The organism is Brevundimonas sp. Soil_N_31 (genome assembly GCF_057655995.1).
This window is the reverse complement of record NZ_JBDGLE010000001.1, coordinates 517,791-532,326: the sequence shown is the minus strand read 5'-3', so window position 1 is coordinate 532,326 and position 14,536 is coordinate 517,791. Positions and strand designations below refer to the sequence as shown.

At 67.0% G+C, this 14,536-nt stretch carries 11 protein-coding genes; 6 read left to right on the top strand and 5 right to left on the bottom strand.

From position 1 onward, the window contains the following. Positions 1 to 126: 126 nt before the first annotated feature. Together AC3A3G_RS02575 and AC3A3G_RS02570 are read right to left on the bottom strand one after the other, a co-directional pair. Entirely contained in the window at positions 127 to 2,877 is a 2,751-nt protein-coding gene (locus AC3A3G_RS02575) for a TonB-dependent receptor (protein WP_487487461.1), read from the bottom strand. A gap of 236 nt (positions 2,878 to 3,113) precedes the next feature. Beyond that, positions 3,114 to 5,240 (bottom strand): TonB-dependent receptor domain-containing protein, encoded by a 2,127-nt coding sequence (locus tag AC3A3G_RS02570; RefSeq protein ID WP_487487460.1) that lies wholly within the window; start codon positions 5,238 to 5,240, stop codon positions 3,114 to 3,116. Positions 5,241 to 5,382: 142 nt separating this feature from the next. On the opposite strand from AC3A3G_RS02570, the gene AC3A3G_RS02565 reads away from it, so the two are divergent. From AC3A3G_RS02565 to tdh, 3 genes are all read left to right on the top strand, one after another. Further along, the gene (locus AC3A3G_RS02565) at positions 5,383 to 6,261 is read left to right on the top strand and encodes a DUF4232 domain-containing protein (protein ID WP_487487459.1); all 879 of its coding nucleotides are present in this window, start codon (positions 5,383 to 5,385) and stop codon (positions 6,259 to 6,261) included. Positions 6,262 to 6,300: 39 nt separating this feature from the next. Further along, a complete protein-coding gene (locus tag AC3A3G_RS02560; protein ID WP_487487458.1) occupies positions 6,301 to 7,506 on the top strand; it encodes a glycine C-acetyltransferase in 1,206 nt (401 codons plus the stop codon). Between the two features lie 70 nt (positions 7,507 to 7,576). Then, positions 7,577 to 8,623, top strand: coding sequence for an L-threonine 3-dehydrogenase (gene tdh, locus AC3A3G_RS02555; protein ID WP_125899681.1), 1,047 nt, complete (start codon positions 7,577 to 7,579; stop codon positions 8,621 to 8,623). Between the two features lie 7 nt (positions 8,624 to 8,630). Here the strand turns inward: tdh and AC3A3G_RS02550 are convergent, their stop codons facing one another. Continuing rightward, on the bottom strand, positions 8,631 to 8,978 hold the full coding sequence (locus tag AC3A3G_RS02550; RefSeq protein WP_487487457.1) for a hypothetical protein: 348 nt from the start codon (positions 8,976 to 8,978) through the stop codon (positions 8,631 to 8,633). 75 nt (positions 8,979 to 9,053) lie between these two features. Here AC3A3G_RS02550 and rlmJ point away from each other — a divergent pair, with 75 nt between their 5' ends. Continuing rightward, a complete protein-coding gene (rlmJ, locus tag AC3A3G_RS02545) occupies positions 9,054 to 9,875 on the top strand; it encodes a 23S rRNA (adenine(2030)-N(6))-methyltransferase RlmJ (RefSeq protein ID WP_368924056.1) in 822 nt (273 codons plus the stop codon). On the opposite strand, the gene AC3A3G_RS02540 is transcribed toward rlmJ, so the two are convergent. Then, positions 9,872 to 10,180, bottom strand: coding sequence for an antibiotic biosynthesis monooxygenase family protein (locus tag AC3A3G_RS02540; protein WP_368924054.1), 309 nt, complete (start codon positions 10,178 to 10,180; stop codon positions 9,872 to 9,874). The two genes, rlmJ and AC3A3G_RS02540, sit on opposite strands and share 4 nt — an antisense overlap. A 91-nt stretch (positions 10,181 to 10,271) precedes the next feature. Here AC3A3G_RS02540 and AC3A3G_RS02535 point away from each other — a divergent pair, with 91 nt between their 5' ends. Beyond that, positions 10,272 to 10,991 (top strand): type 1 glutamine amidotransferase, encoded by a 720-nt coding sequence (locus AC3A3G_RS02535; protein WP_412877880.1) that lies wholly within the window; start codon positions 10,272 to 10,274, stop codon positions 10,989 to 10,991. 76 nt (positions 10,992 to 11,067) lie between these two features. Beyond that, positions 11,068 to 13,581, top strand: a complete 2,514-nt coding sequence (locus AC3A3G_RS02530) for a hybrid sensor histidine kinase/response regulator (protein ID WP_487487456.1) — start codon at positions 11,068 to 11,070, stop codon at positions 13,579 to 13,581. Between the two features lie 13 nt (positions 13,582 to 13,594). Here the strand turns inward: AC3A3G_RS02530 and hemF are convergent, their stop codons facing one another. Further along, positions 13,595 to 14,449 (bottom strand): oxygen-dependent coproporphyrinogen oxidase, encoded by an 855-nt coding sequence (gene hemF, locus AC3A3G_RS02525; protein ID WP_200165806.1) that lies wholly within the window; start codon positions 14,447 to 14,449, stop codon positions 13,595 to 13,597. Positions 14,450 to 14,536 lie beyond the last annotated feature (87 nt).

The following is a 14,536-nucleotide window of genomic DNA, read 5'->3' as shown; positions in this document are numbered from 1 at the left end:
CTTCGTCATCCTCGGACTTGATCCGAGGATCGGGCTATCCGTCTGCGTGACGGCGGACAGGACGAGCGCGCCGGTCCCCTCGATCCTCGGATCAAGTCCGAGGATGACGGCGGGTGAGCACAAGCCTCAGTACAGGATCTTCCGCAGGCTGATCCTGAACGTCCGGCCCAGCGGGTCGAGGTAGTCGGGCTGATAGGACAGGGGCGTCTCGCCCAGGCCGTCGCGGACCTTCAGACGCTGGTCGAAGATGTTCTCGACGCCGACGCTGACGCGGGCGCCCTTCAGCCACGGGTAGCGCGACACCAGGTTCTCGCGCGATGACAGGTCGGCGAACAGGTTCAGGTTCACCGTCGTCAGGTCCGAGAAGCTCAGGTCGTCGTCGGGCGACGAGCCGCCGTTGATGCGGGTGGATTCCTTCCAGTTGGCGTTCAGGAAGCCGCCCATGCCGCTCTTGAAGGCGCCCATCTGCAGCTGGACTTCATTGCGGGACTGGCCGCCGCGCGCGCCGATGGCGGCGCCGTCCAGCAGGTCGAGCACCGGCAGGCCGTCGCGGATCGTGATCTCATCCTGGATGCGATAGGTGTGGTACAGCGAGACGTTGAACCGCCCCTGGCCCGGCATCATGCCGCCGCCACGGTTGCGCCCGCCGCCAGACTGCATCCGCATTCCGCCGCCAGGGGGCGGGCCGCCCGCGCTGTGACCTCCCGGAGGCGGGCCGCCCTCGACGCGCATGACCGTCGGCGCGCCGCCGCCCGGCCCGCGCTGGCCGCCGCCGCTGCGCGCGTTCATGCGCGCCATGGCGGCGGGGTCCGGCTTACCGAAGGCGGTGGAGAAGTTGAGGCCCCAGCGGATTTCCTGCTGCTCGGCCTTCTGGAAGTTCAGCGGCCGGGCGTCGATCGACAGCAGATTGCCGTCCGGGTCGCGCGTGAACCGCTCGGGCAGGGCGGCTTCCAGTTCGGGCGTGATGGTCGGGAAGGAGGCGATGGAGCCTTCCGTCTCGGTCCGGGTGTAGTTGGCCGTGAAACGCAGATCCTTGTCCTTCAGCGGGGTCAGGTTGACGCCGAACTTCAGGACGCGCTTGGTCTCTTCGGACAGGTTGGGGTTGCCGCCCTCGATGCGGACGATGTTGACCGACTGGCCGGTGGCGAAGTCATAGACGGGCACGTTCGGGGTCGAGATCGTCGGGTCGTTCAGTTGCGACATCGACGGGGCCTTTTGCTCGTCGGCCCAGCTGGCGGTGAAGTTGACCGGCTCCCACGGCGACCAGTTCAGCCCGACCGTATAGGCCGACAGGCCGCCGAAGTCGGACAGGTCTTCGTAGGCCAGGTTTAGATTGGCCGACAGGTCGCCGAGCGCGCCCAGCACCTCGCGGTCGCGGCTGGCGATGGGCAGGTTGAAGTTGCCCGAGGCGCTGGTGCGATCGCGCGACAAGGAGCGTTCGGAGAAGACGCTGGCCTGCTGTTCCTCGGAGAAGCGCAGGTTCTCGGAGTCCAGCGACTGGCTGTCGAAGCCGACCTTGAAGGTCGAGGTCAGCGATCCAGCCGGGCCTTCCCAGGCCGTGCCGTTGATGACGCCCTCGACGCTGGTCTTGCTGGAGATGGAGCGCGCCGTGTCGAACGGATTGGTCGGCAACTGGCCCAGGTCGCCGAACGGGTCGATCGTTCCCGCCGTTACGCCCGCCTGAAGGGCGTCGTCGTTGAGGCCGCGGCCGGTGCGGGTCTTGGTCTCGGTGCGGTCGTAGCCGCCGTTCACCGTCCAGCGCCAGTCGCCGAGATAGCCGTCGACCAGGAAGCCCAGCTGGCCTGACATGGTGTCGGTCTGCCGCCCCAGCGCGCCGGGCGCATCGACATAGCGGTGCAGCAGCACGTCGCTGGCGAAGGGCGAATAGGGGCTGGCCGAGGGCAGGGCCAGGCTGAGGCCCGGCAGGCCCAGGTAGGAGAAGCTGGACGTATCCTCCAGTTCGCCGCTGAGCGTCAGGGACATGGTCTGGTTCAGGTCGCGCACCAAGGAGCCGGAGATGGAGCTGTTCTCACGCTTGGGCGACAAGGTGCGATAGGCGGTCAGGTCGTCGGTGCGCGGTCCGACGCCGAAGTCGGACAGGGCGGCGCCGCCCGCCGCGCTCGCGCCGACCGAGGCGGTCGTCACGCCCTGGCCCAGCAGGGCCGACAGGGCGGGGTCGATCTCGCCGCCGCCCGGTGCGGTGACATTGCCCATCAGATCATAGGGCGTCCCGTCGCGGGTGATGTTGCGCTCGGTCTCGAACAGGGGCGTGTCGCGTTCGTATTCCAGGTCCAGCGTCCAGCGTTGCTTGCCCGAGATGCGCAGGATGTTGCTTTCCAGGTCGGTCATGGTGCGGCCGCCCTGGTCGGGACGGCGCGCAGTGGCCTGCATGGTCACGGAGCGGAAGTCGGCCTTCAGCACGAAGTTCACGACCCGCTGGTCGGCGCTGTAGCCGTAGGAGAGGGCGGTTTCTTCGGGCAGGATCTCGGTGCGCTCGATGGCCTCGGGCGGGATGCCGCGAATCTCGCGGAAGCCAGAGATGCGCCGCCCGTTGACCAGGAAGACCGGCGAGCCGCCGCGCGAGCTGCGCGTCACCGGCTCCAGCAGGGTCATCAGCTCTTCGATGCTGCTGGCGCCGTAGGCCTTGATCTGCTCCTCGTCGAGGGTCAGCTCGGGCTCATAGTCGCCCAGGGCCGCGCCGCGCCGGGCGGTGGTGACGGCCGCGAGCGTGCCCAGGTCATAGGCGCCGTCGTCCAGCTCCTCCTGCGGGACGGGTGTGGCGGTCTGGGCGGGCGCGGTCTGCGGCGGGGCGGCGGGCGCCGCCGTGTCGGCAGGGGACAGGGAGGCGAGGGCGAACAGCAAGGCGACTGGCGACATGTCGAGTCCTAAAGGCAACCGGGAAACAGGCACGCTCGCGACCGACACCCTGTCTCGTCGGTCGCATCGAATCGAATAAAGAACGATGTGCGCCGAAAGGGGGCGCGATCGCTCTCCTGGATTAAACTCCTGTAATGCGGGGCTTAGTCCTGTCCGAACCGACAAGACTCCAACGGACGAAGGGGCGGAATCCGTCGGATCCCGCCCCTCGTTTTTTTTGCAATGGCGAAGAAACCTTAGAAGCGGGCGCGCACGCCCACCGTCAGGTTGCGCCCGCGCAGGGGCGCCGTCTCGGCCAGGAAGGAGGCGTGGTTGAACGCCGTCTCGTCCAGCAGATTGGTCCCGCGCAGGAAGATCTGCGAGCGCACCGGCCCCAGATCGACGTCATAGGCGACGGTGGCGTTGACCATGTCGTAGCCCGGCGTCTCGTGCTCGAAGGCGGCGATGTCGGTCTGCTTGAAGGTGCGGCTGTATTCGACGTCGCCGGACCACGGCCCCTGGAAGGCGGCCAGGCGCACGCCCGCCCGCGCCGCCGGGATGCGCGGCAGGTTCCCGCCGTCGCCCTTCAACTCGCCCTGGACGTAGTCGCCGAACACCGTGCCCGACAGCCACGGGGTGAACTGTTGCGTCAGCTCGCCCTCGATGCCGGTGAAGGTGGCGTCGGCCTGGCTGTAGCGGATCAGGCGGAAGTCTTCGTACTGATCCAGCGTCCGGGCGAAGATGTAGTCGTCATAGATGTAGTGATAGGCGCTGACCGAGCCGGTCAGGGCGCCTTCGGTCTTGCGAAGGGTCAGCTCGATCGAGTTGGCCGTCTCGACGTCCAGGCTGGAGTCGCCGATCTCATAGGTGTTGGTCGCCAGGTGGACGCCGTCGGCGTAGAGCTCCTGGGCCGAGGGCGCGCGTTGCGAACGGGACAGCGACACGGCGCCGGACCAGCCGGGGGTGAAGTGCCACACCGCCGCGCCCGAGATGGAGAAGGGCTTGTGCTCGACATCGGGTAGGCCGATGGCGGAGGCCTCCTGCCATTCCTGACGCAGGGCGCCTTCCAGGTGCCACAGGCCGATCTCGTATTCCTCCATCACGAACAGGCCGGTGTTCTTGGTCGTGCTGGGGGCCAGGAAGCTCTCCTCGCCGACGGCGGCGAAGTCGCTCTTGCTCAGTTGCAGGCCGACCACGCCCTTGAAGCCGGCGATCTCGCGGTGCTGGGCCTCGATGCGGCCGTCATAGCCCTTGTTGGTGAAGGTGGTCGAGACGACGCCTTCTTCCAGCTCGCTGTGCTCATAGTCGGTGTAGCCGGCGCGCAGGCGCACGTTCTCGATGCCCGGCAGCGGGTCGCGCAGTTCGCCGCGCAGATCGACACGGCGGCTCTTCAGGCGGACCTCGGGGGCGGCGTGGTCGTGCTCGCCTTCATGCTCATGCCCGTGATCGTCGTCGCCGTGGCCATGATCGTCGTCGTGACCGTGGTCGTGGCCGCCGCCGCAGTGCAGGTGGTCGCCGTGCGGGTGGCAACCCTCATATTCATGGCTGTGACCGGCCAGGCCATAGCGACTGGTCTGTTCCGTATAGGCCGCACCCAGATAGCCGCGCGACCCGATCCATGAGGCGCCGAGCGTCGCCGTCGAGGTCTCGTTGTAGGAGCCGTCCAGGCGCGGCTCGTCCCAGCCGGGAACCTTGTAGTCGTCCGACTTTCGCGCGGCCGCCTCGACGCGGAAGGCGAAGTTGCCGGCGCCGACCGTCAGGCCGACCACGCCCGCTTCCTCGTCATCGACCGAGCCGCGACGGTATTCGGCCACGCCCTCGCCGCCGTTCGCCGGGATGCGGGTCGGGATCTTCTTGTCCAGCAGGTTGACCGCGCCGCCGATGGCGCCGCCGCCGTAGAGCAGGGCCGCCGGGCCGCGCAGGATCTCGACGCCTTCCAGCAGCAGGGGCTCGCCGCTGACCGCGTGGTCGGGCGAGACCTCGGAGGCGTCCATCAGGCCCGCGCCTTCGCTCAGCACCTTGACGCGCGGCGAGGTCTGGCCGCGCACCACCGGGCGGCTGGCCCCCCCGCCGAAGGTGTCGGAGTTGACGCCGGGGATGCTGCTGAGAGTGTCGCCCAGCGTCGACTGGCGCCGGTGAACCAGCTCGTCGCCGCTCAGCAGGGCGACGTGCGAGCCGACGTCGTCGCCTGCGCGGCCCAGGGGCAGGGCGCGCACCACGACCTCGTCCACCTCATAGGCCTCGGCGGCGCGGGGCGTGTGATCGTGCGGGTCGCTCTGGGACTGACGCTGCACGACGTCTTCGGCGAAAGCAGGCGCAGCGACGCCCAGGCTGGTCAGCGCCGCCGCCCCCGCGGCGGTCAGCAGGAAGGTCCGAAATCGCATGTCACGCATCCCCGTTACAATGATGGAAGGCTTGATATGTTATAGTATATCATTACGCAACCGTTCCCTGACGATTTCGTCCAAGCGGAGCCTTCACAAGCCCTCGACGTTGCAGCAGGGTCGCAGCAGCAAGGGGGCCGCCATGACCAGATCCGCCACGTTCCAGACCATCGCCGTGACCGCTGCGTTCGGGTTGCTGGCCGCCGGGTGTTCTCGGGAAAAGCCGGCGGAGCCGACCTCGCCGATCGAGGCGCCGGCGGCTCAGAGCGTCGCCGCCGTCGGCTATGCCTGCGAAAGCGGCAAGACGATCGCCGTCGCCTATCCCGACGCCCAGACCGCCCGCGTGTCCTATGAAGGCAAGGATTACGTCCTGACCAACGTCGTCTCGGCCAGCGGCGCTCGATATGCGGGGCAGGGGCTGGAATGGCATACGGCCAGCCGGGGCGAACTGGAGAGCGGCATGCTCAGCCGCGCGGGTCAGGGCGATCAGGCCGGCAGCGTCGTCATCGAGCGTTGTAGCCGTCCGGTCGCCGCCGTGGCCCCGCCGCCGTCGGGCGCGCCGTGCGCCGCCGAGAATCTCCGCCTGACGGTCGAGGGCGGCGACGCGGGCATGGGGCATCGCCTCACCACCCTGGCGTTGCGGAACGCCGGACCCAACGCCTGCACCGTGACCGGCTATCCGTCCGTCAGCCTGCTGGACGGCGACGGCAAGCTGATGACCGGCGTGCGCGCGGTTCAGGCGCCGAGAAGCTATCTCGCCGAGGGGCGCGCGCCGGCGCCGGTGGAAATCCGCCCGCAACAGGCCGCTTGGTTCGATCTGGCCTGGACCGTCATTCCGCATGAAGACAAGGGCGAGACGACCTGCCCCTCGGCCAAGACGGTGCGCGTGACGGCGCCGGGCGCGGCGACGGCGATCGCCCTGCCGCTGGCCTTTACGCCTTGCGGCGGGCAGGTTGAGGTCAGTCCCCTGCGGCCTGTCGCCGAGGCCTCGGCTCAGCCGGCTTCGACGCCCGCAAACTAGGGGTTCAAACCCGCCCGAATTCAGCGTAGCGGAGCACGCATGACCCAAGATACGAACCTGGCTTTCTACGACCGCGTCTCCGCCGAACTGGCTGACATCCACGCCCAGGGGCTGACCAAGCCCGAGCGCGTCATCGCCTCGCGTCAGGGGCCGGTGATCTCGGTCAACGGCCGTGACGTGCTGAACTTCTGCGCCAACAACTATCTGGGGCTGGCGGGCGACGAGCGCGTCGCGCAGGCCGGGATCAAGGCGCAGCAGAAGTGGGGCGCGGGCACGGCCTCGGTCCGCTTCATCTGCGGCACGCTGGAGATCCACAAGGAGCTGGAACGCGCGATCGCCGACTACCTCGGCTTTGAGGACGCCATCCTGTTCGCCGCCGCCTTCGACGCCAACGGCGGCATCTTCGAGCCGCTGTTCGGGGCCGAGGACGCCATCGTCTCGGACAGCCTGAACCACGCCTCCATCATCGACGGCGTGCGTCTGTCGAAGGCCCAGCGTTACCGCTTCGCCAACTCGGACATGGCCGATCTGGAGGCTAAGCTGAAGGAGGCGCGCGCCGCCGGCGCCCGCAACATCATCATCGCCACCGACGGCGCCTTCTCGATGGACGGCTACATCGGCAAGATCGACCAGATCCGCGCCCTGGCTGACCAGTATCAGGCCCTGATCATGGTCGACGACTGCCATGCGACCGGCTTCCTGGGCGACAAGGGCAAGGGCTCGTTTTCGCATTGCGGCGTCGAAGTCGACTTCGTCACCGGCACCTTCGGCAAGGCGCTGGGCGGGGCCATGGGCGGCTTCATCTGCGCCCGGTCGAGCGTGGTGGAGCTGCTGAAGCAGCGGGCGCGGCCCTATCTGTTCTCCAACGCCCTGGCGCCCGCCGTCTGCGGCTCGTCGCTGGAGGCCATCCGCATCGCCGCGGGGGATGAGGGCGACAAGCTGCGCACCCAGCTGTTCGCCAACGCGGCGCGGTTCCGCTCGGCCATGGCGGAGGCGGGCTTCGACCTGCTGCCGGGCGAGCACCCGATCATCCCGGTCATGCTGGGCGACGCCAAGCTGGCGCAGGACATGGCGGCGCGCCTGCTGGAGCTGGGCGTCTACGTCATCGGGTTCAGCTTCCCGGTGGTGCCGCGCGGCCAGGCCCGCATCCGCACCCAGATGTCGGCGGCCCACACCTTCGAGCAGATCGACGCCGCCGTGGCCGCCTTCACCCAGGCGGGCAAGGAACTGGGCGTCATCAAATAGGCGTTCGCCTGTATCGTCATGGCCGGGCGACCGGCCGTGCCGGAATTAAATAAGCGTTTGAGGAAACGACATGGCTGACATGATGAAGGCCCTGGCCAAGACGAAACCGGCCGAAGGGCTGGAACTGATCGACGCCCCCATTCCCGTCGCGGGCGATGAGGACGTGCTGATCAAGGTGCACCGCACCGCCGTCTGCGGCACCGACATCCACATCTGGAACTGGGACGAGTGGTCCCAGAAGAACGTGCCCGTGCCGATGATCACCGGCCACGAGTTCGCCGGCGAGATCGTCGCCATCGGCAAGGACGTGGACCGTCGCCTGAAGGTCGGCCAGCGCGTCTCGGCCGAAGGGCACGTCATCGACCTGAACTCCGAAGCGGCACGCGCCGGTCACTTCCACCTGGACCCCGACACCCGCGGCATCGGCGTGAACCGCCAGGGCGCCTTCGCCGAATACGTCGTGGCCCCGGCCTTCAACGTCATCGAGCTGCCGGACGACGTGCCCTATGAGATCGGCTCGATCCTGGACCCGTTCGGCAACGCCGTGCACACGGCGCAGCAGTTCGATCTGCTGGGCGAAGACGTGCTGGTCACCGGCGCCGGTCCCATCGGCATGATGGCCGCCGCCGTGGCGCGCCACGCGGGCGCTCGCACCGTAGTTCTGACCGATATCAACGACTTCCGCCTGGAACTTGCGCAGAAGGTTGCGCCGGGCGTGCGCACGGTGAACACCACCAAGGAAGACCTGCGCGACGTCATGCATGAGCTGGGTCTGAAGGTCGGCTTCGACGTGGCGCTGGAGATGTCGGGGTCGCCCGTCGCCTTCAAGCAGTGCGTTGACACCCTGATCATGGGCGGCGGCATGGCCCTGCTGGGCATTCCCTCCAAGCCGATGGAGACGGACTGGGGCGCGATCATCCTGAAGGCTCTGACCATCAAGGGCGTCTATGGCCGCGAGATGTTCACCACCTGGCGCAAGATGCTGGGCCTGCTGAAGGCCGGTCTGGACCTGACGCCGCTGATCACCCACCAGATGTCCTATCAGGACTTCGAGGCGGGCTTCGAGGCCATGAAGTCCGGCAAGTCGGGCAAGGTCGTCCTGAACTGGGCCGACTGAGCGGGCTTTAAATTCCGACTTCGCGAAGGCGGGCGCGCAGGCTGTTGACCCAGTCGCGCGCCTCGTCCCCGCCCCACAGGCGCCAGGCGATGTAGCCCGCCGAGGGCTTGACGGGGTCGGCCCAATAGCGGCCGTGCTTGTCCACCGCGTGACGGGCGAAATAGCTGTACATCGACTTGATGTCCCGATCGCTGAGCGGCGCGCGCGCCATCAGCTGTTCGGCGCGGCGCGCCCCGATCTCGGTGCCGCCGCGCCCGTGCTGTTCGCGCAGGGTCAGACCGTCCTCAGCCGTCTCGGCGATGGCGGCGGACGGAGTTCTGTCCTCGTCGGAGAGGATGGGGTGGTCGATCAGCATGGCGTATCCTGAAGCCGGGGCGTCGGCCCCTCTTATACGACTTGACCTGATGACGTAGGCGGGAGACGAGCGACCATGAATTATCGCCACAGCTTTCACGCCGGAAACTTCGCCGACCTGGTCAAGCACGCCCTGGTGCTGTGGCTGCTGAAGGAGCGTCAGGCCAGAGGGCCGGTGACGGTGCTGGACACCCACGCGGGCGCGGGGCTTTACGATCTGTCAGGCGACGGCGCGCGTTCTAAGGAAGCAGAAGCCGGGGTGGCGCGGCTGATGTCGTCCGCTGACCGTCCGCCGCTGATCGAAGCCCTGGCGGCCGAGGTCGCGGCCCTCAATCCGAACGGCGGCACGCGATTCTATCCCGGTTCGCCGATTCTGATCGCCCGCGCATTGAGATCTGGCGACGTCTATCGTGGTTTCGAGCTGAACCCGCCGGTCGAACTCATGCTGGCCGAAGCCCTGACCGGCTGGCCCAATGCGACAGGGCAGGGGGGCGACGGCTATGACGGCGCAGTCGCGGCGGCCAGAACTGAAACGGCTCCGTTGATCCTGATTGATCCGCCGTTCGAACGGCCCGATGACTACGTTCGTTCGGCCGAAACGGCCGCCGCCGTGGTCCGTCACGATCCGTCGGCCGTGGTGGCGATCTGGACGCCGCTGAAGGATATGGAGACGTTCGACGGCTTTATCCGGCGTCTGGAGCAGGCGAAGGCGGGGCGGATTCTGGTGGCGGAAGCGCGGTTGAGGCCTCTGAGCAACCCCATGAAGATGAACGGCTGCACCATGACGCTGGTCAATGCGCCTTCGGGCGCCGAGGCTGCCGCCGCCGAGATATGCGGGTGGGTCGCTGCGACATTGGGCGACGCGGGCGCTCGCGCGGAAGTCTGGCGCGCGGGCTAGGCGCTCGTCACCTCGCCGGGCTCATACAGGTGAGGTTCGAATGTGGCGATGGCCAGGATGGATCCCATGATCGCCACGACCTGAGGGTGTCGCGTCATGGCCTTCCAGTCCGTGGCGCTGGCCCAGACCGCATGATTGGCGGCCACCCGACCGTTCAAGCCGCGATGCAAGGTGGCCGAGATGAAGCCGGGCAGGGCGGCCTGCACGCGCGCCAGGGCGGTCAGGCGTTCGATCAACTGATCAAGGTGGCGCGGGTCGCACTTGAAGATGTTGATCAGCACGACCGGATCGTCGGTTGGGGCCATGACGGTTCGTCCCATTGCGTTCCCTTGGCTTCTACCCCAATCCAAGGGGCGACGCCTCCTCCCCATGTGTCTTCAGAAGTGAAAATCGAGCATGACCGTCATAGCCATTCTTGAGACCGGACGTCCGCCTGCGGATCTCGTCGCGGAACACGGCGATTATGTCGACCAGTTTCGCGCCCTGCTGGGCGAAGGCGTCGTCACGCGTCGCTTCGACGTCCAGGCGGGCGAGTTGCCGGATGATCCGGCCGCCTTCGCCGGGGCCATCGTCACGGGCTCTGCGGCGGGCGTCTATGAAGACCTGCCTTGGATTGAGCCTTTGGCCGAGTGGTTGCGCGACGCGCGCGGCAAGACGCGATTGGTCGGCATCTGCTTCGGCCATCAGATACTGGCTCAGGCCTTCGGCGGGCGCGTCGAACAATCGGATCGCGGCTGGGGCGTAGGCCTGCACGCTTATGAAGTGACCGGCGACGAGGTCTGGATGCAACCGCCCGCCGTCGCCCTGTCCATTCCCGCCTCGCATCAGGATCAGGTAGTTGCTCTGGCCGATGACGCGCGCGTGATCGCGGCAAGCCCTTTTACGCCTCATGCGGGTCTGGCCTGGGGTGACGACGCCATCAGCTTCCAGTGCCATCCTGAGTTCGAGCCCGACTTCGCGGCGGCTTTGACTGAGGGGCGGCGCGGTCGCATCGCTGAACATGTCGTCGATGAGGCGCAGGCCAGCCTGCAACAGCCCAATGATCGGGCGATCCTCAGCGCCTGGATCCGAAACTATCTGGGCGTGTCGGGCACGGAAGAAAAAAATATGGCGTGACTGCGGCGCGGCGATAAGGCTTGCTCAATCTCTCGTCCTCACTGTCGCGCTGATGTCAGGCGGGAGTAGGGATTTGGTGCGCCGTGGTCTGTTGAGCGGCTTCGCGCTGGTGATCGCCGCGGCGGCGTCGGTCGCCATCGCCCAGGCGCCGGCGTCTCAGGAAACGGCGCCTCCTGCGGCTGCGGTCGAACTGGCCCGGGCCGTCGAGAACCGTGCGATGCGCACGGATTTCAACACGCTGGAAGACTTCGGCCGCCAGGCCTTGTCCCGCCACGATCGCGAGGGGCTGAACCGCCTCTACCACGTCGCCTGGACCTTCCTGAATCAGGGCGATTTCGACCGGGCGGCCCTGTGGAACAGCCGTCTCGAAGCACGGGCGCGTGAGGAGCAAGATCCGCGCTACCTGGCGATCGCCCGCCTGAACGCCCTCACCATCCGTTACGACCGGGGGGATCTGTCGGTTACTGACGATATGGGGCGCACTGCGGAAACGGCGAAGGATTGGTTCGTCAGAGCGCACGCCGCCCGTCTGTACGCGCTGGCCTTGATGGATCAGGACCGCGTGGGAGAGGGGCTTCGCCTGCTCACCGCCGTCGAGGCCGACATTCCCGTAGATGATCCCTTCGCCGACACCGCCCGCGCAGGCGTGTGGGAGATGACCGGCATGGGGCTGATGAAGCTCAATGACGTGGCGGGGGCCGCCGCCGCTTTTCGCCGGTTCGAAATCGACTACTCAAATCCGGCCTATCCGCGGCCTGACTTCGACAGCCTCTACAATCTGACGCGCATGTCGGTACAGGTCGGCGACCTAGTCCGGGCCCAGTACTACTATGCCGCTCATCATCGTCTGGCTGAGCGGTCCGGAATCCCGACCATCCTCGCCTATGACGCCGCACTGTGCGCCTTCGTGGCTGACCTGCGCCAGTCGCCGCAGAGCGTGCTGCACTGCCTGGAGCCGCATGAGGCCGTCATTGACCAAAAGGCTTTCCTGGCGCTGGACATCCTGCCGATCCGAGGCATGGCGCGTGCTCAACTGGGCGACCTGAGAGGCGCGCGGCAGGATCTGGAGCGTTTGCGCGAGTTGGCGCTAGACGGCGCTGCCGATCCACGCGAGCGTTTGGTCGAGGCTGAATTGCTGCAGGCCTCCGGTCGGTCGGCTGAAGCCTACGCTGTCCTTCGTGAGTACGAGCGTCAGCGCGGCATGCAGGTGACCCAGCGTTTCAGCGCGGGCATACATCAGGTGACCGGCGACATGCAGGAACAGCTGGCCGAGCGCCGTCGCCAGTTGCAGACCGCCAGCGCCAACACTCAGCTTCAACGCGCTGTGATCCGTGGTCAGAACTGGATCATGGGCATCGGCCTTCTGTTCGTTCTATCGGCCTTGTTCGTGGTGATCTGGCAGCGACGCCAGTCCAGACGCCTGCGGGCCGCTCAACTGCGGGCCGAAGAAGCCAATCAGGCCAAGAGCGAGTTCTTGGCCAATATGAGCCATGAAATTCGCACGCCGTTGAATGGAGTCGTGGCCATGGCCGACGTTCTTTCGCGCCGTGACCTGGCGCCGAAGGATCGGGAACTGGTGGACATCATCCGCTCATCCGGCGTCACGCTGGAACGGCTGCTGTCCGATATTCTGGACACGGTGCGGATCGAGACCGGAGAGGTTCGTCTGGATGCGGCGCCGTTCCAACTGGGTCGAATGCTGCGCGAGATCGTGGCCTTGTGGACGCCCATGGCGATGCAGAAGGATGTCGAGCTTTCGCTGGATCTGCACCCGGTTCTGGACGCCGTCTTCATCGGCGACGTGGTGCGTCTGCGCCAGGTGCTGACGAATCTGGTGAGCAACGCTGTTAAATTCACCGAGGCGGGACGCGTGCGGATTGAGGTGACGCGCACTGTGGACGGCCGGGCGTCATTCGCCGTATGCGACAGCGGCATTGGCTTTGACGAGGACTTCAAGCAGCGCATGTTCCACCGCTTTCAGCAGGCGGACGGTTCCATCACGCGTCGTTTCGGCGGCAGCGGCCTGGGGTTGGCGATTTCGGCAGACCTGGTTCGGTTGATGGGCGGGCGGCTCGATTGCGAATCTCCTTCGGATGAAGGCGCGCGGTTCTGGTTTGAACTGTCCTTGCCCCCTGCGCCTGAAGAAGAGGCTGAACCCGCCGTCACCTCTTCGCGGTCGGCGGCGGCTCCCGAACGTCTGCGTATCCTTCTGGCCGATGATCATCCGGCCAACCGCCTGGTTGTTCAGGTCATGCTGGAAGCCATGCCGGTTGATCTTGTCAGTGTCGAGAACGGCGTTGAAGCGCTGGAAGCCTTCAAGCAGGGCGGGTTCGATCTGGTGCTGATGGACATGCAGATGCCGGTGATGGACGGCCTGACGGCCACCTCCGGCATTCGCGAGCATGAGCGCCTCACCGGCGCTGCGCGTACGCCGGTTCTGATGCTCACCGCCAACGCCATGAGCGAGCATGTAGAGGCGGGGCGGGCGGCGGGATCGGACGGGCACTTGACCAAGCCCCTGACAGTCGCCGCCCTGACCCAAGCGATCCAGGCGGCGGTGATTGTCGAGACGGATCAGGTTTCAGCCTGAGCGGCGTGCGTGGTCAGGGCCACTTCACCACGGGCGGCATGGAGCTGAGGATCGACTCGACGTTGCCGCCCGTCTTCAGCCCGAACATTGTGCCGCGGTCGTAGAGCAGGTTGAACTCGACGTAGCGGCCGCGACGGATCAACTGTTCCTCGCGCTCGTCGTCGGTCCAGGGCTCGTGCATCCGGCGGGCGACGATGTCCGAGTAGACCTTCAGGAAGGCCTCGCCGACCGCCTGGGTGAAGGCGAAGTCCCGCTCCCAGTCGCCGCTGTCGTGGTGATCGTAGAAGATGCCGCCGGTGCCGCGCGGTTCATTGCGGTGGGGCAGGAAGAAATACTCGTCGCACCACTGCTTGTATTTGGCGTGCCAGGTCGGGTCGAAGGCGTCGCAGGCGCCCTTCATGGCGGCGTGGAAGTCCACGGTGTCGGGGTGGTCGTCACGCCGGTCCGCGTCCAGCACGGGCGTCAGGTCGCCGCCGCCGCCGAACCAGGTCTTGGTCGTCGAGATCAGGCGGGTGTTCATGTGGACGGCAGGCACGCGCGGGCTGACCGGATGGCAGATCAGGCTGATGCCGGTGGCGTAGAAGCGCGGGTCTTCCTCGGCGCCCGGCACGTTCTTGGCGTAGTCGGCGGGGAAGGTTCCGTGGACGGTCGAGCAGTGGACGCCGACCTTTTCGAACAGGCGGCCGTGCATCATGCCCATGACGCCGCCGCCGCCTTCCTTGCGGTCCCAGGGCGTGCGGACGAAGCGGCCGGGTTCGCCGGCGAACAGTTCGGCGGGGGCGGCGTCTTCCAGCGCCTCGAAACCGGCGTGGATCTTGTCGCGCAGGGTCTCGAACCAGACGCGGGCGCGCTCGCGGCGCTCAATCATCAGGGCGGGGTCAGCTTGGATCATGAGGGCTTCAACCATGACGCGGCCTTTCTGAATAGTCCGGCGGGGTGCGCGGATGCGAGCCTG

Excerpts from the sequence above, each read along its gene's own strand:
- AC3A3G_RS02550 (WP_487487457.1), bottom strand. The coding sequence starts at position 8,978 with ATGCTGATCGACCACCCCATCCTCTCCGACGAGGACAGAACTCCGTCC.
- AC3A3G_RS02560 (WP_487487458.1), top strand. The coding sequence starts at position 6,301 with ATGACCCAAGATACGAACCTGGCTTTCTACGACCGCGTCTCCGCCGAA.
- rlmJ (WP_368924056.1), top strand. The coding sequence starts at position 9,054 with ATGAATTATCGCCACAGCTTTCACGCCGGAAACTTCGCCGACCTGGTC.
- AC3A3G_RS02575 (WP_487487461.1), bottom strand. The coding sequence starts at position 2,877 with ATGTCGCCAGTCGCCTTGCTGTTCGCCCTCGCCTCCCTGTCCCCTGCC.
- AC3A3G_RS02565 (WP_487487459.1), top strand. The coding sequence starts at position 5,383 with ATGACCAGATCCGCCACGTTCCAGACCATCGCCGTGACCGCTGCGTTC.
- AC3A3G_RS02540 (WP_368924054.1), bottom strand. The coding sequence starts at position 10,180 with ATGGCCCCAACCGACGATCCGGTCGTGCTGATCAACATCTTCAAGTGC.
- AC3A3G_RS02570 (WP_487487460.1), bottom strand. The coding sequence starts at position 5,240 with ATGCGATTTCGGACCTTCCTGCTGACCGCCGCGGGGGCGGCGGCGCTG.
- tdh (WP_125899681.1), top strand. The coding sequence starts at position 7,577 with ATGGCTGACATGATGAAGGCCCTGGCCAAGACGAAACCGGCCGAAGGG.
- hemF (WP_200165806.1), bottom strand. The coding sequence starts at position 14,449 with ATGATTGAGCGCCGCGAGCGCGCCCGCGTCTGGTTCGAGACCCTGCGC.
- AC3A3G_RS02535 (WP_412877880.1), top strand. The coding sequence starts at position 10,272 with ATGACCGTCATAGCCATTCTTGAGACCGGACGTCCGCCTGCGGATCTC.